The organism is Sphingobacterium sp. 18053 (assembly GCF_902706145.1).
GTDB classification, from domain to species: Bacteria; Bacteroidota; Bacteroidia; order Sphingobacteriales; family Sphingobacteriaceae; genus Sphingobacterium; species Sphingobacterium paramultivorum.
The window spans coordinates 180160-201106 of the sequence record NZ_CACSJW010000006.1 but is presented as its reverse complement, the minus strand read 5'-3'; the positions used below and the strand labels follow the sequence as shown (position 1 = coordinate 201106).

The window sequence follows — 20947 nt, the reverse complement described above, 5'->3', positions numbered from 1 at the left end:
TGCTCGCTCGAAAAAAAATCAATTTTGTTACTCTACTTGACGATGTGAGTTAATAAAATTCTTTCATCCTTTGGCCATAGCGTATTCAACCATCCCCCGATTGCATCATGAAGGTTTTTTCTGTAAGTTTGACTAATGCCAGAATTGATTCAAGATAAAACAATATTTTCCTTGCTGGAAGTCAGCCGCAGTATCCAAAAGACACTTGCGGAGCGGTATAAGAGTTTGTACTGGATCAAAGCCGAAATGAACAAGCTCAATCATTATACGCATTCTGGCCACTGTTACCCTGAAATGGTTGAAAAACAGGATGGTAAAATTGTCGCTGAAATTCGGTCCATCTTATGGAAAGCTGATTACAATCGTATCAACAACAATTTTCTTAAAGTCGCCCAAGAACCTTTGCGAGAAGGGATTACGATGTTATTTCAGGCAAGTATTTCCTATGACCCCATGTACGGATTAAGTTTGCGCATTGTTGATATTGATCCGACTTTTACCTTAGGTGAACTTGAAAAGGAGAAGTTAGACAGTATTCGAAAGCTGAAAGCAGAGGGCATATATGAGTCCAATAAATTATTGGGCTTTCCGGTGGTTCCTAAAAGATTGGCGATTATTTCAGTAGAAACAAGTAAGGGACTTTCTGATTTTTACAAAATTATTAATCAAAACCCATGGGGTTACCGCATAGAATGCACGCTCTTTCCGGCATTATTACAAGGAGACAAGTCAGTACCTTCTATTATCAATCAGCTTGCAGTTATTGCTGAAAAAATCGACACGTACGATGTCGTCGCCATCATACGTGGAGGGGGTGGTGAGGTTGGGCTTTCCAGTTATAACAACTACTTATTGGCACGTGCTATCGCTATCTTCCCAATCCCTGTATTGACAGGCATTGGACATTCGACGAATTACACGGTTAGCGAAATGGTCGCCTATAAAAACGCGATCACTCCCAGTGAGCTAGCCGATTTTTTGATTCAGAAGTTTCATAATTTTGCGATTCCGGTTGATAAGGCAGCAGAACGTATACAGCAGCTCATTCTTACCCGATTTAAAGAAGAGCATAATATGCTATCTCAACTGGCAACGCATATACAATGGATCGGGAAGAGAGAAATTCAGTCCTCGAGGGCGGCCATTCAGCAATTTCAACACGATCTTAACGCGTTGATAAAATTGCGGTTCTATGAGCACAAAACGGCTTTGGCCCATACCGAACGAATTATTCAGCTATCTGATCCAATTAGGCTATTGAAACAAGGTTTTTCAATTACTAAGGTTAACGGAAAACTACTGCAGTCGGTGACACAAGTGTCTCCAGGCGATGTGATACAGACGATACTCGAATATGGCGAACTTACCAGTACTGTAACGGATAAATCGCCGACAGAAGGTTTGGATGCGGACCAGGCTTAATTTGGCCATCGGTACACAAAATTTTAAAGAAAGCATATCATAATGGAACAGAATTATACCTATACAGACGCCTTTAACGAGTTGCAAACAATCGTAAGGGAAATTGAAAATGGCACAACAAATATTGATGAGCTCGCTGGAAAAATCAAGAGGGCTTCCGACCTCATTCAAGTCTGCAAAGCCAAGTTAACAGCGACAGAGGACGAGGTAAACAGTTTATTACAGAAAATATCCCCTGCTCAGGAAACGGATGATGACGAATAGTTAAACCAAACGACAAGGCACATCAAGATCCTCGGTAAAATAATAACTGGCACATAAGCGGTGGTAACCATCTGCTATGATAAGTTTCCCGTTTGCCCGAACCAACAGAATTGGAGATAACTTTTCCTTCTTCTTGATCTTTCTTAGATTTTCCTTGACGTGGCGATTGGTATCAGGAAGTAGCGGAAGTGCACTTGCCCGCAAAATATCCTTGGATTTCTTTTTTATCGTAGTTGCTCGTCTAAGTTTGTCAACAAAGGCCTTACATTCTTCCGGAACAAATAAAAGCTCCAAATAATCGTAAGCTGCGGGGAAGTCATGTTCCTGGGGATCCGCTAACCAAAAAGCCTGTCCTTTTTCAATTTTAACTGTACTCATAATATAGCTATCATTTCCTAATACATTTCAGCTCATCCTAAAGCTTGCTAATATTGATAAGCCACGACCTGCCTATCACGGCGTACCGTTTCTACAAACTCCCGATGTTTGGTCACATTTCCCGTCAATCGCCATATGGTATTCAAACTTTCTTTGTTATAGCGTTGACTTACAATGACTGCCTTAAAACCCATCCTTCTGATTAACTGCTCGGTATGTTCAAAATCTGCCTCAGATGAGGTCTGCAGTTCATAGTCTTTTATTTTGTGATAATTGTCAATATAGGTTTGTAAATACGTTAACAATGCCAAAATAGCCAAAACCAACCCTACACCAATAAACGCTAAAAATATATATCCGGCACCAACACACATGCCCAAAGAAGCTGCAGCCCAAATTGTCGTAGCGGTCGTTATACCACTTACTTTATTGTCTTCTTTGAAAATCACACCTGCTCCTAGGAAACCGATACCAGTAATAATGTTTGCCGCCAATCGATCTGGATTTGCCAATCCAATTTTTAATGAAAGAATAGTAAAAAGACAAGATCCAAAGCTCACCAATATAAACGTCCTCAAACCCGCGGATTTATTGCGATATTCACGTTCAATCCCAATCAGCAGACCTATTAAGACTGATAACATAATAAGTAAAACGTCACGCGATTCAAAAGGTTGTAATAGGTTATCCATGAGTTTATTTCTTCTTCATCCAATTTAAGAAAAATAGGGAGATCTATCAAATGACCTCCCTATTAAAGAATAGCTTTTCTTCGACCTAATACATTGGTACTTCAATTAGCAGTAATGATGTATCATAGTAAGCTTCAATCGCTATTTTTTCTGTTTCGTATAAACCAATGGCATCCCTTCTTGAAAGCATTTCATTTGCTACAGCGATCTTTCCTTCCAAAACAAAAAGATAAAGCCCATTTTGCTCCGAATGAACAGTATATTCTATCTTTTTACCCGCCTCTATGTCTGCCAAGTTAAAATATGCATCCTGATGTATATGTACAGCATTGTGATCCATTTTATCCGGTGAAACAATCGTTGCAAATTTATTGTGCCGATCTAATTGAAGGTAGGATTTCTGATCGTATCTGGGCTCTAGCCCTATTTCGTTGGGGATTACCCAAATTTGCAGAAATTTAACAGCATCCTTCTGATTGCTATTAAACTCGGCGTGCTGCACCCCAGTACCTGCAGACATGATCTGCACATCTCCTGTTTGGATCGTACGGCCATTGCCCATACTATCCTGATGTGCCAGTGCCCCCTCCAGTGGTATGCTAACAATTTCCATATTGTCGTGTCCATGCCGATCAAAACCTTGACCACCTTCCACCTGATCATCATTCAATACCCTCAGGGCACCAAAATTCATCTTTTCGGGATCAAGATACTGTCCAAAACTGAATGAATGCGCACTTTTCAGCCAGCCGAAATCGACGTGGCCACGATCACTTTCCCGATGTATAATCTTTTGCATGTTGTCCTCCTTACTGCATAAGCTTCTAACTATCAAGGACAAAACCCATACCAACAGGAATATAAACCCAAAATCTGACAATTTGTCAAAAGAGAGGACTATAGTGGCTTTAATTTATCTGGAGCAAGCGAATGAACGAGTGCACGTGCGAGAATTCTATTCGGGTCTATGACAATCATCCCATTGTAATCCCGTTCAGGGATAGCCAAAGGTAACTCTGCACAACCCAAAATAATGACCTGCGCTCCTTTCTTTTTCAGATCATCCATGACCAACAATAGATCTTCCCTTGCTTTATTCGCGATCGGTACCGGTTGGGCCTTTATTCCATAATCCTCATCATAGATTGCATTATTTACCTTCTCTTGCTGCGATCCTTCTGGCTCGACAACAACGAAACCTTTTCGAATAAATGCTTCCCGATATAAACTGCAGATCTGCTCTCCTGCGGTAGACAAAATCCCGACTGTCGTGTCGGGATAGTTTTCGTCTACAAATCGGACAGTCTCATAGACGATATGCAATAGCTTCAACGTGCTCCCCATACGAGCCATCTCATCTTGAACAACAGAAAAAATCGGTTCTGCATGTGCCGTATTGGACGGAATCGCCGCAATGGTCGCTCCGGCCATTTCAAGTTGTCTTAAAATTGCAGCGATAGCCTTACCGGGATTGACATTGGATTTATCCAATAAATACGCCGTTCGGTCAGAGATCAAATTTGGACATGAGAATAACAAGAGCGGCAAGTGTTCCTGATCGGATCTTGCCGCCGTCTCATCTATAATTTTCTTCGTAATATCCAAGCCGCCATAAGGGCCTAGTCCACCTACTATTCCAATCATAAAACTATTTTTATATCATAGATATAACCAATAGTCTTACAAATGGTTTGTAGAAATTACCATTCTATCGCTTGGTCCTCGTCAGGAATCTGCGTATTCAATTTTCGTTCTAAAGTGAGAGATCCTGCGACTTTATAGCGGATTGGCACATTGGGAATCATCGTATAGTCTGTAAATTCATAATCGATATTATTGATCGTAAGCCAACGCCATTTCAAATAGGGCCGTACTTTATCCATTGCTTCTGACATGGTATAACTTGCATCTTTATTCACAACAAACTTAATATTAGGATTATCCGAACGAAAAGTCACTGTACCTGTTTTGGTAAAGGTTGCATATATTTTGTAATTCCGCCTATCTTGTCGTTCTTCGTCAATATTTCCTGCATAGAAAAAAACAGTATTTTCGTCGACGACATAACTCCGGATTTCGCTTTTCACGACAGGGGTTTCATTTTCTTGACCTTCCATCCTCGTTAAAAGCGCAGATCCAGAATAATTTCCTGAATAATCGTTGAATGGATTAACGCGAAGTATTGCCTTCCTGTAATACTTTCGCGGATGCCCTTTATAATTTGCTGAAGGATCATCCATAATCGTCAGCGGTAATACCCATTTTTCAGTCATATCAATACCCTTTAAAGAGAAATCTATGGCCAGCAAGCTCGTATTTTCGCCCGCATTGATATTAACGGTGTTAGGAAACGAATAATAATTACTGCTTAATTGTTGGTAATAAAAATCTTTCCGGTTTTGAAATCGTTCAAAATTTAGCACATTTAATGTATCGGCATCCAGTGCAACCTGAACTGCAAAATTTGATTCGTTTGTCGTTGACCCACTTACAATCAAAGGCTGTAAAAATGTGCTCTTAGCAGCATCCTTATAGCGAACATAAATATTGGAAACTCCGTTGTTGTCCAAAGGAGCCTTGAAAGAAATATAATGTTCATATTGTTCTTCTTTCCATTCATCATTGCAGGCTCCAAAAATGAAGGTTATCAGCAATAGAAAGAATTGTATATATAACTTGTTCATAAGACATCTATTTGATTAATCGTTATAAGTCCATCCCGGATTTTGTGTTAAGTTTTTGTTGCGTTTAAGTTCGCTATGACTAATTGGCCAAAACCACATTTTGTCGGCAAAAGTGGTTTTTAAAGCCCATACCGCAACTGGCTGATGAAAAAGATCCCGATCTTTTTGATTCATGAGAATATTACAGCCATAGATGGGCAAAGCCTCTTCAACAGGAGCATCCATCCAACGACGCAAATCATAGTAACGTTGTCCCTCTCCCATAAGCTCGATAAAACGCTCGCGCTTCAAGGTTTTTCTAAGCTCGACTTTACTACTGTATACATTTGCACTATAATCTGGCACGCCACCACGAATCCGTACAGGCTGTATCCCCTTTTTCATCTCTGCAATATCGCGGCTGATTGTGTAAACACCGCCTCGCCAAGATGGAATACTGTAGGACCCACCCAGCTCATTTAATGCTTCTGCATACATAAGCAGAATATCCGCATAGCGAATTGCTGGCTCTGCTTTCGGTACGATACGAGCCATACTTCCCCCTTCATAAGTATCATTGGGATGGACAAACTTTTTAACACCGAAACCTGTGCGAAGCCAATAAGCATTGGACGAGTTAAACCCATTGCCCCTGTCATTATCGCGATAATAGAACACCTGCTGGTTCCGATTACGCTCTTGTGTTTCATTCAACAGCGTCCAGAAACTACCATTAAAAGCAACAGAAGCATAAAAACGAGGTTCGCGATTCGCATACTGCAAAGAGACTCCCGGGCGCAAGGGTTTATATTTTCCCTTGTCATAATCTTCTTGTGATACATAACCACCCAAGCGATTTGAACCATTTCCACGGCCTATTTCTTTATCCATTCCCGGTACATTCAAACCATTATCCATATAGTAAGCATCTACAAGCTTTTGCGTCACCCCATGCGTGTTCCATCCCGTTGCCGAGCGAGGAAGCTGATGGGCAACCATGGCATCAATCCCTTCGTTCTCCTGATTGGTACCACGTGTGAAGATTAACTCAGGATTTCCAGAGGCTGGCAACGTACCGTCAAATACCTGTGCATAAGATTTAGCCGGATCGATATTTGCCCAGCCATCGGGCCAGCTCTTTTCTGAAAAATTATTGTCTTTTGGTGGTACTACTGTAGCATCATTTCCTGTTGTTTGCAATCCTGTCCAATACAATTGATATACCCCTAGTTCCATTACATCCCGTGCCGCCGCCGCTGCTTTAGCCCACTTCTCTTCGTTATATTCCGCAGACAGCAAACGTTTTCCTTTATTATCAACCAACCTCGCCCCAATACTTGTATTATTACCATTGGCCAGCGGGCTTGCTGCATACAATAAGGCTTTAGCTCGCGTTGCCAAAGCTGCACCTACACTCGGCCGGGCAGAGCCATCTTGGCTTCTTTTCATACCCAAAGCCGCCATTTCTTTTGCCGCCAATAACATTTCATTACCGATATAATTAGCACATTCTTCATATGTATTACGTGGAACCGCCAAATTATCATAGCTATCTGTATAGTCTAACCCCTCATCTGGTAGCACGGGAATGGGGCCATATTTACGAAGCAAAAGCCAGTAGAAATAAGCTCTTGCAAAACGTGCCTGCCCGCGATAGTCCGCAATTTCAGCAGCAGACATTTCAGTATTCATATAGATATTCTGAATAAAGGTGGTTGCATTCCGAATCCCACGGTAGCATTGCGCCCATGTTCCCTGTTTATCATTCTCCGTATACAGGCCCATCTTAAACATATTGTAGGACAGTTCATTTTTTGATGGATCATAATCTTTATCGCGATCACCGAAGTACATGTCATCTGCAAAACAATGTGGAGTAAGCCCTTTACTCGCCACATCGGCATTTTCACCTTTGAATTCTAAAAATACATTTGCTAACCATTCTTCCGAATAGAGCTTACTTTTAAAGACTTTCTCCGTTGTGAGGCGATCCTTGAAATATTGATCAGACTTTAAATAATCCTTTGTACAAGAAGAAATGACGCCTGTGCCAAGCAGAAGCATGAATACAATATATAATTTCTTATTTTTCATTTCTTTAAATTTTATAGGTTAACATTGACACCGAAAGTGAACGATTTTGGCAATGGATAATCTTCTCCCCTTGGGCTTGCCAATTCGGGATCCCATAATTTGAATTTTGACCAAGTCAGGAGATTACTGCCAATTACAAAAAATCGAATGCTATTTGCCCGGATACGATTGGCCAAATGTTTGGGCAAGCTATAACCAATATCCACTGTTTTAAGTCGAAGATATTGACCATTACGCAGCCAAAAGGTAGACTCCCGAAAATTATTCGGATTAGGTCCATAACTAAGGCGAGGATATGAAGCATTTGGATCTTCTGTTGCCGGATTTCCAGAAATATCAGCTGCAATCCATCGATTATCGCCCATGCTACCTTTCATTACTTGCCCCCACTCGCCTTCGCTAAAGGCATATACAGTCTTTCCATAAGTAAAGAACGTGGATTTGCCTGCACCTTGAAAATGCACACTAATATCCAAATTTTTCCAGCTTGCCGACGCCCCCACACCATAGATTAGATTGGGTCTTCTAGTTGCACCGACAGCAACGCGATCGCCATCATCGATAACGCCATCACCATTCACATCTTTGTATTTAATATCGCCGGGTTGGTAGGTTCCGAAGGTTTGTTTTGGACTATTGCGAATGTCATCATAGTCTTTAAAAAGCCCCAAAGAGATCAATCCAACAGCTTGATCTACACGGTAGCCTTTTTGATTTTGATAACCATACACATTATTTTCTTCATCGATCGTCGTAATTTCATTTTTACTGTAGGTAATATTGCTTCGTCCTGTCAGATTAACTTCGCCCAATTTTCCCTTGTACTCCAAACGTCCATCGAAACCACGTGATTTAACCGCTCCCACATTTGCCCTTGGTGTACTTTCCAATCCCACCAAGCTTGGCAAATACCTACGTTCCATATAAATGCCGGTCCGTTTTTCATCAAAGAAATCCAAGTTGGCGATAACTTTATCCTTAAAGAGGGCGAGATCAAATCCCAGATTCTTCTTGACAGCCATCTCCCAGGTCACATATGGTGAAGCAACTTGACTATACCTTAAACCCGTATAATTCCGATCAACACCATAGTCTCCCCATTTGTAAACACTAGAAATACCAGAAATTGTATATAAATACGGAAAGCGTTCCAGGTCATTCCCAATTTTAAGCTGATCGTTCCCCACTTTACCCCAAGAATAACGAATCTTGAACATGTTCATCCAAGGCATATTTTCCTTGACAAAAGTTTCTTCGGAAACATTCCACGCTCCTGAAAATGCAGGGAAAAACCCATACTGCTGACCAATGGCAAAGTTCTCTGATCCATTATAACCGAAGTTAAAATCAACAAAATAACGCGATTTCCAATTATAGGTTACGCGACCAGCCATCCCTTGATTACGTCTTGCTATACCATTTTTTATATCATCGCCGAGATCTACTGTTTTTACAAGAGCATCGCGTGTAAACCGGGCAACCGCTCCGATATTATGATCACCAATATTTTTATCATAATTGAACATCATATCATAGAATTCGCGTCGGTCTCCTTTGGAGAAGCTGTACTGATACATTTCTCGCGGATCTGATATATGTCGGTAAACTATTTGGCCGTTTTCATCTCTTGCTCGTTCAGCGAGCCATTGTTCCGGCCATTTTCGTCGCTCAATATTGTTCTCGTTAAAAGTGTCGTAGCCGACAATGCCTCGAAAACGAAGACCTTTGGTGATAAAATCAAAATTCTGTTCAAGAGTAATATTTGTCTGCACTTTATTTGTCCAGTTCTCATTGAAACCAGTCTGTGTTGCCACGACCCACGGGTTTGTCATATTACCTTCGCCGATAGCCGGAACCCGACCATCTGAATACATAATTGGAGTTCGTATGGGCGAATACCCAAAAAGTACGCCCCAAAAGAAGTCATCACCAAGCCCCGGACTATTTCGTTTACTCAGGTCGCCCGCCACACCAACCTTAAGCAAAGTAGATTTGGTCACATTGATATCCGTATTTAAGCGATAGTTCCAACGTCTAAAATTTGCATTTGTGTTATAGTCTTTACGTAGGGCTTCATCTGTTTTGTACATCCCACCCTCATCAACATAACTTCCTGAGACAAAATAACGTGCAGTTGGTCCGCCGCCACTTAAATTTAAATTAGCACGGTAAGTCATCGCTCCTTTTTTGAGCAATAGATCTTTCCAATTCACATTCGGATAAAGATCAGGGTCGAGGCCCAATCGTAAGATTTCGAGTTCCTCGGGTTGGTAGACTGGGGCATTGTTTCGTGTAATACGTGCTTCATTAAGCAGGTTTGCATAAGTTACACCGTCCTCAAATTCGGGCGTAATGGTACGTGTATTGTAGATATTTTCATCTTTCAGGTTAATGCTAATTTTCCCTTCTTTACCATGTTTGGTTGTGATTAAAATAACACCATTGGCCCCCTTAGACCCATAAATAGCTGTTACAGCCGCATCTTTAAGTACAGTAATGGTAGCGATATCTTCGATATTGATATCATTGATATCTCGTTCAATATTATCAACCAGCACCAGTGCAGCGGTTCCACCGCCAAAAGTCGAGATCCCACGTATCCAAAATTCAGAAATGTTCTTACCTGGTTGACCAGACTGCATCATAGCCATCACCCCAGGGACATTTCCGGCGAGAGCATTTGTAATGCTGGATGTAGGATTTGATTTCATGGTCTCCACATCTACTGTACTTACAGCTCCTGTTAAGGTGAGTCTTTTTTGTGTACCCGTACCCGTTACAACAACCTCATCTAACACACTCGTTTCCGCTTCCAGCAGGGTTACGTTGACTGTCAAATTATCTTTTACCAAAACCTCCTTTTTTTGATAGCCAACAGAAGAAAAAATAAGGGTTTTATAGCGATCAACCTTGATTTTATAACGTCCATTATTATCGGTTACCACGCCCCATCCCGGAGCATCTTTTACCGACACGCTCACACCAACCATCGGTGTCTTCTGAACATCGGAGACAAGGCCAATAACCTCCACGCTTTCTTGGGCCATGGTTAGGCCAATTACCGTGAGCAGTAGCGTACATAGCAGTAATAATCTTTTCATAATTCTTTTTATTTTATTGGTTTTGGCTAGCTTGATCCATCTCTTCCAGCGCAATCTTACGAATACGACGATTGGCTTGATCTCCAATATAAAACGCACCTTCAGCTTCATCATAGGCAATACCTGAAGGGCGATCAAAACGTGCTTCTAAACGTAGATCTCCATTGACATAGCCATAAGGATTACTATTGAGACTAGAACTTCCCCTACCTGCAAAGGTTGTAACACTTGCTTCAGGGGTTAAAATCCGAATCGCATGATTCATCTGATCTGTAAAATAGAAATCATACGCGTCATTCTTACCCGCATCAACATAGGCTTGATTTTTTACAAATACACCTTGATAAGGATTATTTAGGCGCGCTGAAGAGCCTACGCCATCTTGATAACCATACGCTCTAATTTGACCACATACGAGGTAGGGCTGTGTAAATCGTTTCTTTTCCCAGTTGTAGTTTACACGGAGAATATAGCCTTGATTAATGACAACGATATAGGCGTAGTTGCCCGTTGGATGAATGAAAATCTTGTACTCCCATTGTGGATCATGCACCACAAATAACGTTTCATAATCTTTGACACCTAAACCTTCACTAAAGTATTTATTGAGGTCAAATCGAAAAAATTGACCCTTTTCATAGCTATTGAAATACATTTCTCCATTCACCGGATGGATTGAGGCGCCATTACACTGTTTATAAGTAGTTAGAACTTCCCTATCCTGCCAATTTTTGTCACGCGATAAGCGATATGTTGCCCGGTCATTCTCGCCGCCGCGATCCTCAGCAATAATCATATACTTCTTATCTAAAGTAAAATCAACACTACGTGGACGATCAAAATCCGAACGTTTTTTCGTGATGGTACTATCCTCAAAATTGACAAGGTATAATCCATTATTATTGTCAAAGGTCATCCAAAGATGCTTAGGATTGGCAGGATCAAACTTCATAAAAGAAGGCTCCCAAAACCCGCTTGCCATTTTATTTTCGTCTGCGTCCTTGAATTTCCCATCTCGCCAGGGTTCATCGCCACGCGCATTTCTGTAGCCCGCTAGTGTGGACACAACCATCTTGCGTTGATAATCGAATATTTTCTCAGCCTTACCTACAACTTGCTTGTCCTGATTACCGACGCGGACCTCAATATCCCCCTTAAATGCCTGTTTAGGTACAAGGCAATACAGAGATTCTCCTAAGGCATTGACAACGACAGCCTGTTTTCCGCCGATAAAGACCGCTACATTCTTCGGGTCATTACCAAAGTTTTTACCGTAGATTACTAGACGTTGACCTACCCCGCCAGATGATGGGGCAAAGTCAGATACAACCACAGGTTGGGAAGGATCAAAAGGGATCCCTTCATTTACACCGATAGGCTTATCATCTTTACAACTTACAACGCTTAAACTTAGCCCGACAACAGCCAAGATTAATCCATACAATAGCCAGCTAAAGCTCGCTGCTTGTTTAGTTTTCATAAGATATTATTATTGGTTAGAATTTTATTTCAACAACTTTACTATAACACCGTCAACGAATCCCAGATTCACCGATTTTGCGATATATTCCTTAAAATTTCATTAACATTACTGCTATTTATAGGATAGTTTTAGGACGAACGGATCGATGCTCGCCCTATTATTAGGCGAACGCTTTGTTTTAATTTCCACATAATTGGTTATTTTTATATAAAGCTAAATGGTATTAGCTATCTTAAGCTAAAAAAAGACTTTATGACAATTGCTTCAAAGTCTTCTGGTTTTTAAAAATTACTTTTCTCCTTATTTTCTATTTTAAACTCACAATAGCTGCCGACCTTAACGGTTCCCATTCCCACGCTCTACACTATTTTTTCTTCACAAAGAAAATGGACGAATGATTTCTGATTTGACTTTCTAAATGCTTCTCTAAGGTTTTCTTTCTATAATTGATTACTCAAATTTAGGGATTGTAAAGATTCTGATACTATAGAATTATCTCAATAAACTGCTTATTTGTATCACAGCAAATAAAGATGACCACATATTTGCGTACACGCCACTTCTTGGATATTATTTTGAAAAAAGGTTAGCATGTGAAAAAGCATTTTGCTTTGGCTGACTGGAGAATTAGCCAGCTATTCGGAGGTCTTATGGATCAAGCCGCATCAGTTGCTGCTCGTTTGGGTTCAAACAAAAAAACCTGCAAAAATATTTGCAGGTTTTATCTTTTGTAGCCCGTAGGGGAATCGAACCCCTGTTTCAAGAATGAAAATCTTGCGTCCTAACCCCTAGACGAACGGGCCTTTTATGCAACTCCAATAACATTGTTGTTTTTGGAGTTGCAAATATAGATCTTAAAATCAGTATTCCAAAAAAAAAATTAAATATTTTTTAAATAAGGTCGAAACCGATATCTCTTCTGAAGTATTTCCCTTCAAAATATATCCTTCCAGCATCTGCAGTTGCCTGTTGAAGGGCTTCAAATAGCGTATCTTGCAATGTGGTAACAGCAATTACACGTCCACCTGCAGTAACAATTTTACCATCCACCTCCTTCGTACCTGCTTGAAACACGATAGATTCTTTGACATTTTCAATATTAGCGATCTCTTTTCCCGACTCGTAATCTCCAGGATAACCTCCCGCAACCAACATAACCGTTACGGCTGTTTTAGGAGATACCGTATACGAACGTTGATCCAAATTGCCTTGTGCAACACCTTCCAGTAAATCCAATAGATCCGATTCAATACGTGGCAATACGGATTCAGTCTCTGGATCTCCCATACGAACATTATACTCGATGACATAAGGTTCCCCTTCTACATTCATCAGACCGATAAAAATAAATCCTTTATACGGAATACCATCTTTTTTAAGTCCTTCAACTGTCGGTCTGATAATACGCTCTTCTACTTTATTTAAAAATGTCTCATCGGCAAAAGGAACCGGAGATATCGATCCCATACCACCCGTGTTTAGGCCTGTATCACCTTCCCCAATACGTTTATAATCTTTTGCAGAAGGAAGCACTTTATATGAATTACCATCTGTCAAAACAAAAACAGACAATTCAATTCCTTTTAAGAATTCTTCAACAACCACAACTCGGCTAGCTTCTCCAAACTTTGAATCTGCAATCATCGCTTTTAGCTCAGCTTTAGCATCTTCCAGCGTCTCACAGATCAACACTCCTTTGCCTGCAGCTAAACCATCAGCCTTAAGCACAATCGGCAATTTTTGCGTTTCAAGATAAGCCAATCCATCTTCCAACGATGTTGCATCAAACGATCTTGAAGCGGCAGTAGGTACCCCATGGCGATCCATAAATTGCTTTGAAAAATCTTTTGAGCCCTCCAATTGAGCCCCCTCCTGTTGAGGCCCTATTACCGGGATATTTTTTAAATCTTCCCGATTTAAAAAATAATCATGAATACCTTTTACCAAAGGTTCTTCGGGACCGACGAGCACCATTTGCACGTTATTCTCCAAAACGAAGGAAGCAATAGCAGCAAAGTCAGTAACTTTAATATTTACATTCTGACCATACGCACCTGTTCCAGCATTTCCTGGAGCAATAAACAATTGATCTAAACGTGGACTTTTCGACAACTTATAGGCGAAGGCGGATTCACGACCTCCTGAACCGATTATTAGGATATTCATAACACAAAGATATTTTTTTTATGCTAATTTTAAGGTATCAGATCGTTTAAAATGAGACTAATATTTTGATTTATAAATTGATTAAAGGAAAATATTTTCTAATTTTCATAAAACATTAGTCATATGTACGTTAAATTACTGCTGTTAGTAAATTGCCTCCTATTCGCTTTGTTGGCGTCGGCCCAGATCGATCAGACGTTGCAGAAACTGGATACTTACCATAGCCAGCACATTAAGGAAAAAATCTATCTCCATTTGGACAAAAATGATTATTCGGCTGGAGAAACCATCTGGTTTAAATTATACTGCACCACCGCCCCTTTTAATTATTTGAGCAACATTAGTAAAATTGCTAATGTAGAATTGATTTCTCCAACCAATAAGATCATTAAAAGTATCAAAATTCCAATTACACTCGGTCTAAGTATAGGCGACTTCAATCTGCCGGACACCTTGGAAGAAGGCTCATACCGCGTTAGATCATTTACCAGATGGATGCAAAATGACTCTGTGGCCAATTTCTATGAACGCGTTATTCCGATCACAAATGGCCGATCCGATAATATCATGACGAGAAGTGAACTCGTTAAAAACGGAACAGAAAACTTGTTCCAGGTTAATCTCAAAACCATTCAGGGAGCCCCACTGATTGATAACAGCATCAGTTATACCCTACAACCGAACAACAATAAAGAGAAATCCGGCCGATTAAAATCGAATGATAATGGAACAGTGGCGCTGGAATTGAAAGATGACTTTAAAGGCGGAACACTGTCTTTACAATTTATTTCTCTAGATAAAAGACGTATTCTCAAAAGTTTTGTTATCCCCGATCCAAACAGCCAAAATAGCATTCAAATTTTTCCCGAAAGTGGCGAACTGATCAACAACATATTATCCAAAACAGGGTTCAAAATCCTTACTCCTGCTGGATTGGGAAAAAAAGCGAAAATAACCGTGGTGGAAGAAAATCAAACGACTATTGCAGACTTTGAAACAAATTCACTGGGTATGGGAAGTATCCCACTCGTCTTACAGACGGGAAAAAAATACGTCGCTACAGCCCTTTTCGAAGATGGGTCTTCAACAAGTGCTTCTTTACCCCCTGTACAAAATTCCGGATATGTTCTAACGGTAAATTCAGTACTAAAGGATAAGATTGCAGCACAACTATCCGCGACACCGGATCTGGTCAACGGCAAAGATATATATCTGGTCGCCCAATACAATGGCCTTGTCTTCCATGCCGCTAAGCAGAAATTAAATGGAACGGAGATCCTATTCAATATCCCTAAAAAAAACCTACCTTCTGGAGTTTTACAATTATCCATCTTAACAGAACAAATGGTTCCTATAGCAGAAAGATTGGTATTTAATTACAATACGACATCGACCTTACTTCCTGTCTCCGTAGAACTCAACAAATCCAGCTTCACAACACGCGATAAAGTGATGGCAAATCTTTCCGTCAAATATGACGATAGTGACACCACTAGGTTTGCTGCGCTCTCCGCATCAGTGGTAAACCTCAGCAAGGTTGATTCCACGACAGATCGCTATTATTCATCTATTGTCTCGGAGCTACTATTGAAATCTGATCTTCGTGGCTTTATTGAACGCCCCAATTATTACTTTGAGGATTTAACAAACATTAAACTGACTGAACTGGACAATCTTATGTTGATCCAAGGTTGGCGCAAGTTGGACTGGAAGAATTACACAAGTACATCAACTACTTCATTCCTTCCTGAAAAAGGACTTACGATCGCTGGGACCATCAAGAAAACGGCCCGAAAGGCTGTAGTTCCAAATGCCAAAGTAACGCTGATACCGACGAGCAATATGTTGCTGAGTGTAGATACGCTGACAGACAATAATGGGCGATTTTCATTTGACGAACTTTTATTTGCAGACAGTGTCAAGTTTATTGTGACAGGTGATGGCCCTAAGGAGAAAAAAAGAGTTGATATTGTTATAGACAACCCGCTCACCCCCCTTCCAAATACGAGTAAAGATCAACCCTTGCTGGTTAACGACATCAATACCACGCTGCTTACACAACTGAAAAATAGCCAACAATTCCTTGGCGAATTGGAAGCTGCGGGCATAATCCAAAAGAGCATTCGGTTGGAAGAGGTACAGGTCAATAGAGTACGAACAAATAAAGCTGACAAGAACTCCAGAAACCTCAATGGACCAGGAAATGCCGATCAGGTCATTTCGGCAGAAGACCTTTCCACTTGTACGACACTGGAGCAGTGTCTTGCGGGTCGATTAGTTGGTGTCATGTTTCGAAATGGTGTCCCTTACAGCACAAGATCCATGGGGTTAAATGGCGGAAGTCCCATGCAAATTGTTCTTGATGGGATGTATATTGAAGCTGATCAAATTGATATGATCAATGTCGCCGATATTGCTAGTATTGAGGTTCTCCGCAGCATAGGCAACACGGCCATATACGGCAGCTACGGAGGCAACGGTGTTATCGTTATTACCAGTAAATCGGGAGATGCCATCTCCTCATCTTATACCCCTACAGGAATTCTAACGATCACGCCAAAAGGGCTATATGTACCCCGAACCTTTTTCAAGCCCCAATATGATGCAACAATCCAACATAAGCTTACACGCGATCTACGGACAACAATCGCATGGGAACCAAATCTGATCATACCAAAAGATGGGAAAACGCATTTCGAATTCTTCACTTCTGACGAACCTGGGACTTACAAGCTAACCGTTGAGGGAATAAGCATGGATGGCAAGATAGCTCATCTTGAGTATTTAATAGAGGTAAAACCACAATAGCAGTGCAAACAAATCGTTAAATTTAAAGACAAGGTTATGGAACATATTAAAACCAAAATAGAAGATCATATTTTAAGTATTTTCCTCGACAGGGGAAAATCAAATGCCATCGACACACAGCTATTGAAGGAACTGATAGACACTTTAGAATCTTCCCAGCAAAATGAAGCCATTTATGGTGCAATATTGATTGGCAAGGAAAACTTCTTTAGCGCAGGACTGGATCTAATTACCTTATTCCAATACGATGAAGAACAGATTCGGGAATTCTGGAATTTATTCTTGGAGGCGACATCGCTACTGGCCGCTTTTCCAAAACCAATAGTTGCCGCAATATCTGGTCATAGCCCTGCTGGGGGCTGCGTACTGGCGCTCTGCTGCGATTATCGCATTATGGCCGAAGGGAATTTTGTGATTGGCCTTAACGAGATTCCAGTCGGATTAATCGTCCCCGAAAGTATATTTCAGCTTTACGCATTTTGGATCGGAAAACGGAATGCTTATCAGAATTTACTCGAAGGTAAATTGCTTTCTCCTGTAGATGCAAAAACACAGGGGCTTATCGATGACATTGTTCCCGCTAATATACTCTTCAATACCGCAACAAAAAAGATAAAACAGATCACGCAGTTCAACCAAAAGACCTGGCAGACATCCAAATTGAACTTCCGAAAGGAAATAATCCTTAAATTGCGCGAGAATAGAGAAGAGACAATCCAGCGCATCCTCGAACAATGGTGGCTTCCGTCAACGCGCTCTATTCTAAAGTCAATCATTGAAAACTTGACTTCAAAGAAGTAATATTAAACAAAATCATCATGAGAAATCTCTTTTTCTTTATTCTTATTTGTCTCACTGCAAGCACGATCTCCTGCAGAAATAGTAAAAAAGAAGATAAGGCTGTAAAAATCGTACAGGATTCAATTCCTGTGGATACCCTACAAAAACGTGACACGACTGAAAAGGAAGTAAAGAAAGAGAACTCCGAAACGCTGGAGGAAGTACTGGAGAAACTTGCCAAGGCATATTCAGAGCAGGACAGTAAAATAATAAATTCCTATATACATCCCAAATTGGGAATTTATATTATTTATCGTCCAGGCGCGCTAGACTCTTATGTACACCAAAACAGTTTTAATTTTTCTAAACCCGTACCAGAATACCATTCTTATGAAAAGTTAACGTACAAGGGCCCATTGAAGGCCGGAAAACTACCTATTTTTGATTGTGGTACGATGAAGTGGGATAAAGCCGGATTCTATTATGATAAAAAGTCCCGCCCCAATGAATTATCTCAAACAGCAAAGTTCATGAATGAAATTCTTGACGCCAAAATTAATAACACTGAATTACAGCGACTAAGAAATATAGAATCCAAAAGTTATAGAGCCATTATGACCTCCAATGAGCACGAAGAACCCTTTGTTTTTCATGTGACAAAAGAGGGAGAAAAATGGTATATTACAGTCATAGACCGCGCTTATGCCGGATGTGATGCATAATATGTTGTACATTTTAGCCAAACTTAACGATAATGAAAAATTTAGATAAAGACATACAAAAGAAAATCGAAGATTGGTTAACCCCAAGTTATGATGAAGGAACTCGAAAGTCAGTTCAGGATTTAATCGACAATAATGAGGAGACAGAACTTACAGATTCTTTTTACAAGGATCTCGAGTTTGGAACCGGTGGCTTAAGGGGCATTATGGGTGTCGGCTCCAATCGTATGAATAAGTATACGATCGGCAAAGCCACGCAAGGATTAGCCAACTATTTAAAGAAACAATTCCCAGATCAGGAGATTAAAGTAGCGGTATCTTATGATAGCCGCAACAATTCGCAGGCTTTTGGCCAACTGGTTGCCAACGTGTTTGCAGCCAACGGCATCAAGGTACATCTGTTCACCGCATTGCGCCCGACCCCAATGTTGTCGTTTGCCATTCGTCATTTCGGCTGTCAGAGCGGTGTTATGCTAACGGCTTCACACAACCCAAAGGAGTATAATGGTTATAAGGCTTACTGGAACGATGGCTGCCAGCTGACTGCACCTCATGATAAAAATGTAATCGACGAAGTAAATGCAATCAGCTCAGTTAGCGCTATTAAATTTGACGGGAATACGCAAAATATCATTCCTGTCGGGGAAGAAATCGATCAGCTCTATATCAATGCCAATAAAACATTAAGTATTCATCCGGAAGCGGTAAGGGCTCAAAAAAACTTGAAAATTGTTTTTTCGCCGATACATGGTACCGGAATTACGATTGTTCCTAAAATGCTAGAAGCCTGGGGATTTGAAAATGTTTCAGTCGTTACTGAACAGTCCACGCCTGATGGCAACTTTCCAACGGTAATCTATCCAAACCCCGAAGAGGAAGATGCAATGGCCTTAGCAAAGAAAAAAGGGGAAGAAATTGATGCTGACCTTGTATTGGCAACAGACCCCGATGCCGATCGTGTAGGAATCGCCGTAAAAAATAATAAGGGACAGTTTCAACTGCTCAATGGTAATCAGATCGGCAGTTTATTGATATATTATGTCCTCAGTGCAAAAAGTGAACTAAAACAACTCGGATCGAATCCATATATTGTAAAAACAATCGTAACCAGCAATTTACAAGCCGATATCGCAGATCACTATGGTGTAACGCATTATGAAACACTGACAGGCTTCAAATATATTGGTGAATTGATTACCAATCTAGGTGATTCAGCACAATATCTTGTGGGCGGAGAGGAAAGCTATGGTTTCTTGGTCGGCGATCTAGTGCGTGACAAAGACGCTCCAAACGCTTGTGCTTTCCTAGCCGAAATGACCGCCTATTTCAAAACAAAAGGAAAAACAGTTTACGAAGTTCTATTAGATATCTACAAAGAATTTGGCTGTTATCAAGAAAAGCTCATTTCCCTAACTAAAAAAGGAAAGGCTGGTGCCGAAGAAATTCAAGCCATGATGAATGGCTTACGTCATAATCTACCAACCACACTCGGTGGAATAAAAGTCAAAGAAATCAGGGACTATCAGCTTTCCCAAATCACAGATATGAGTACAGGGGATCGAAGAGCGATCTCATTGCCGAAATCTGATGTATTGCAATTTATAACAGTAGATGGCGATGTGATTTCTGCTAGACCATCGGGAACGGAACCCAAGATTAAATTTTACTGTTCTGTAAAAGAAAGCTTAAAGGATACCGCTGATTATTTCGATGTACAAACTATTTTGGAAGAGAAGGTTGACCGTATGATGAAAGATATTGTAAGCTAATGGAAAAATGGAAACTACTATCCTCTGAATATATCTGTAAAGAGCCTTGGGCTACACTGCGCAGAGATACCTGTGAGCTTCCGGATGGACGGATCAATGACCATTATTACGTACTGGAGTATCCAGATTGGGTAAATATGATCGGAATTACTGAGCAGAACGAACTTCTAGTCATTAAGCAATACCGCCATGGAGCAGGCATTATTTCATTGGAGATTCCCGCAGGGACAACAGAACCAGGAGAAGATCCTAAAAATGCTGCTGTGCGTGAAATGCTTGAAGAAACAGGCTATCAATTTGATCAGATTGAAGAAATCGCCACGCTTTATGCCAACCCGGCGACAAGTGGCAATATTACCTATACCTATCTGATGACGGGGGGTAAAAAAGTTCAGGAACAGGCATTAGATGAACATGAAGAAATCGATGTTTATCGTATACCTCTTGAAGAAGTAAAAAGCATGTTGCTGGACAACAAATTCAGTCAGGCACTACATGCTAGTGCGCTATTCTATGCTTTCAACAAATTAGGCTTGTTATAAAACAAGCCTAATTTTATTCTGTTTTTTTCATTCATACTTTTAATTTTCACTAGCATGTTGATT

16 protein-coding genes and 1 tRNA gene are annotated in these 20947 nt (G+C 40.6%); 7 read left to right on the top strand and 10 right to left on the bottom strand.

Going from position 1 to position 20947, the window contains the following annotated elements:
* Window positions 1-135 precede the first annotated feature (135 nt).
* Together xseA and xseB are read left to right on the top strand one after the other, a co-directional pair.
* On the top strand, window positions 136-1422 hold the full coding sequence (gene xseA, locus GVK91_RS16040; RefSeq protein ID WP_153845334.1) for an exodeoxyribonuclease VII large subunit: 1287 nt from the start codon (window positions 136-138) through the stop codon (window positions 1420-1422).
* Between the two features lie 42 nt (window positions 1423-1464).
* The gene (xseB, locus tag GVK91_RS16035; RefSeq protein WP_075990493.1) at window positions 1465-1686 is read left to right on the top strand and encodes an exodeoxyribonuclease VII small subunit; all 222 of its coding nucleotides are present in this window, start codon (window positions 1465-1467) and stop codon (window positions 1684-1686) included.
* Here the strand turns inward: xseB and GVK91_RS16030 are convergent, their stop codons facing one another.
* The 10 genes from GVK91_RS16030 to purD all read right to left on the bottom strand — a co-directional run bounded on the left by GVK91_RS16030 (window position 1687) and on the right by purD (window position 14263).
* Window positions 1687-2064: a hypothetical protein gene (locus GVK91_RS16030; protein WP_153845333.1), complete on the bottom strand. Its 378-nt coding sequence runs from the start codon at window positions 2062-2064 to the stop codon at window positions 1687-1689.
* A 47-nt stretch (window positions 2065-2111) separates the two neighbouring features.
* The gene (locus tag GVK91_RS16025; protein WP_120335676.1) at window positions 2112-2756 is read right to left on the bottom strand and encodes an MgtC/SapB family protein; all 645 of its coding nucleotides are present in this window, start codon (window positions 2754-2756) and stop codon (window positions 2112-2114) included.
* 85 nt (window positions 2757-2841) lie between these two features.
* Window positions 2842-3555, bottom strand: coding sequence for a pirin family protein (locus GVK91_RS16020; protein ID WP_159730050.1), 714 nt, complete (start codon window positions 3553-3555; stop codon window positions 2842-2844).
* 98 nt (window positions 3556-3653) lie between these two features.
* Window positions 3654-4400, bottom strand: a complete 747-nt coding sequence (locus GVK91_RS16015) for an aspartate/glutamate racemase family protein (RefSeq protein WP_153845331.1) — start codon at window positions 4398-4400, stop codon at window positions 3654-3656.
* A 56-nt stretch (window positions 4401-4456) separates the two neighbouring features.
* A complete protein-coding gene (locus GVK91_RS16010; protein ID WP_159730048.1) occupies window positions 4457-5440 on the bottom strand; it encodes a DUF4973 domain-containing protein in 984 nt (327 codons plus the stop codon).
* Window positions 5441-5455: 15 nt separating this feature from the next.
* Entirely contained in the window at window positions 5456-7513 is a 2058-nt protein-coding gene (locus GVK91_RS16005) for a RagB/SusD family nutrient uptake outer membrane protein (RefSeq protein WP_159730046.1), read from the bottom strand.
* Between the two features lie 11 nt (window positions 7514-7524).
* Window positions 7525-10614, bottom strand: coding sequence for a TonB-dependent receptor (locus GVK91_RS16000; RefSeq protein ID WP_159730044.1), 3090 nt, complete (start codon window positions 10612-10614; stop codon window positions 7525-7527).
* Window positions 10615-10627: 13 nt separating this feature from the next.
* The gene (locus GVK91_RS15995; protein ID WP_159730042.1) at window positions 10628-12094 is read right to left on the bottom strand and encodes an IPT/TIG domain-containing protein; all 1467 of its coding nucleotides are present in this window, start codon (window positions 12092-12094) and stop codon (window positions 10628-10630) included.
* 734 nt (window positions 12095-12828) lie between these two features.
* Window positions 12829-12900: transfer RNA gene (locus GVK91_RS15990), tRNA-Glu, on the bottom strand.
* An 88-nt stretch (window positions 12901-12988) separates the two neighbouring features.
* Complete coding sequence (gene purD, locus GVK91_RS15985; protein ID WP_120335670.1) at window positions 12989-14263, bottom strand: phosphoribosylamine--glycine ligase; 1275 nt, start codon at window positions 14261-14263, stop codon at window positions 12989-12991.
* A 123-nt stretch (window positions 14264-14386) separates the two neighbouring features.
* On the opposite strand from purD, the gene GVK91_RS15980 reads away from it, so the two are divergent.
* Genes GVK91_RS15980 through GVK91_RS15960 form a run of 5 tightly spaced genes read left to right on the top strand, consistent with a single transcriptional unit; the run spans window position 14387 to window position 20884 of the window.
* Window positions 14387-17071 carry a carboxypeptidase-like regulatory domain-containing protein gene (locus tag GVK91_RS15980; RefSeq protein WP_159730040.1) on the top strand — a complete coding sequence of 895 codons (2685 nt, stop codon included), beginning with the start codon at window positions 14387-14389 and terminating at the stop codon, window positions 17069-17071.
* A 36-nt stretch (window positions 17072-17107) separates the two neighbouring features.
* Window positions 17108-17872, top strand: coding sequence for an enoyl-CoA hydratase/isomerase family protein (locus tag GVK91_RS15975; RefSeq protein ID WP_159730038.1), 765 nt, complete (start codon window positions 17108-17110; stop codon window positions 17870-17872).
* A 17-nt stretch (window positions 17873-17889) separates the two neighbouring features.
* Window positions 17890-18573, top strand: coding sequence for a hypothetical protein (locus GVK91_RS15970; RefSeq protein ID WP_159730036.1), 684 nt, complete (start codon window positions 17890-17892; stop codon window positions 18571-18573).
* A 32-nt stretch (window positions 18574-18605) separates the two neighbouring features.
* Window positions 18606-20342 carry a phospho-sugar mutase gene (locus GVK91_RS15965; protein ID WP_159730034.1) on the top strand — a complete coding sequence of 579 codons (1737 nt, stop codon included), beginning with the start codon at window positions 18606-18608 and terminating at the stop codon, window positions 20340-20342.
* Window positions 20342-20884, top strand: coding sequence for an NUDIX hydrolase (locus GVK91_RS15960; RefSeq protein WP_159730032.1), 543 nt, complete (start codon window positions 20342-20344; stop codon window positions 20882-20884). The genes GVK91_RS15965 and GVK91_RS15960 overlap by 1 nt, the downstream gene beginning before the upstream one ends.
* Window positions 20885-20947: the final 63 nt, after the last annotated feature.

Bases quoted from the DNA above. Each gene is read 5' to 3' on its own strand.
- xseA (WP_153845334.1), top strand. From the start codon at position 136: ATGCCAGAATTGATTCAAGATAAAACAATATTTTCCTTGCTGGAAGTC.
- xseB (WP_075990493.1), top strand. From the start codon at position 1,465: ATGGAACAGAATTATACCTATACAGACGCCTTTAACGAGTTGCAAACA.
- GVK91_RS16030 (WP_153845333.1), bottom strand. From the start codon at position 2,064: ATGAGTACAGTTAAAATTGAAAAAGGACAGGCTTTTTGGTTAGCGGAT.
- GVK91_RS16025 (WP_120335676.1), bottom strand. From the start codon at position 2,756: ATGGATAACCTATTACAACCTTTTGAATCGCGTGACGTTTTACTTATT.
- GVK91_RS16020 (WP_159730050.1), bottom strand. From the start codon at position 3,555: ATGCAAAAGATTATACATCGGGAAAGTGATCGTGGCCACGTCGATTTC.
- GVK91_RS16015 (WP_153845331.1), bottom strand. From the start codon at position 4,400: ATGATTGGAATAGTAGGTGGACTAGGCCCTTATGGCGGCTTGGATATT.
- GVK91_RS16010 (WP_159730048.1), bottom strand. From the start codon at position 5,440: ATGAACAAGTTATATATACAATTCTTTCTATTGCTGATAACCTTCATT.
- GVK91_RS16005 (WP_159730046.1), bottom strand. From the start codon at position 7,513: ATGAAAAATAAGAAATTATATATTGTATTCATGCTTCTGCTTGGCACA.
- GVK91_RS16000 (WP_159730044.1), bottom strand. From the start codon at position 10,614: ATGAAAAGATTATTACTGCTATGTACGCTACTGCTCACGGTAATTGGC.
- GVK91_RS15995 (WP_159730042.1), bottom strand. From the start codon at position 12,094: ATGAAAACTAAACAAGCAGCGAGCTTTAGCTGGCTATTGTATGGATTA.
- purD (WP_120335670.1), bottom strand. From the start codon at position 14,263: ATGAATATCCTAATAATCGGTTCAGGAGGTCGTGAATCCGCCTTCGCC.
- GVK91_RS15980 (WP_159730040.1), top strand. From the start codon at position 14,387: ATGTACGTTAAATTACTGCTGTTAGTAAATTGCCTCCTATTCGCTTTG.
- GVK91_RS15975 (WP_159730038.1), top strand. From the start codon at position 17,108: ATGGAACATATTAAAACCAAAATAGAAGATCATATTTTAAGTATTTTC.
- GVK91_RS15970 (WP_159730036.1), top strand. From the start codon at position 17,890: ATGAGAAATCTCTTTTTCTTTATTCTTATTTGTCTCACTGCAAGCACG.
- GVK91_RS15965 (WP_159730034.1), top strand. From the start codon at position 18,606: ATGAAAAATTTAGATAAAGACATACAAAAGAAAATCGAAGATTGGTTA.
- GVK91_RS15960 (WP_159730032.1), top strand. From the start codon at position 20,342: ATGGAAAAATGGAAACTACTATCCTCTGAATATATCTGTAAAGAGCCT.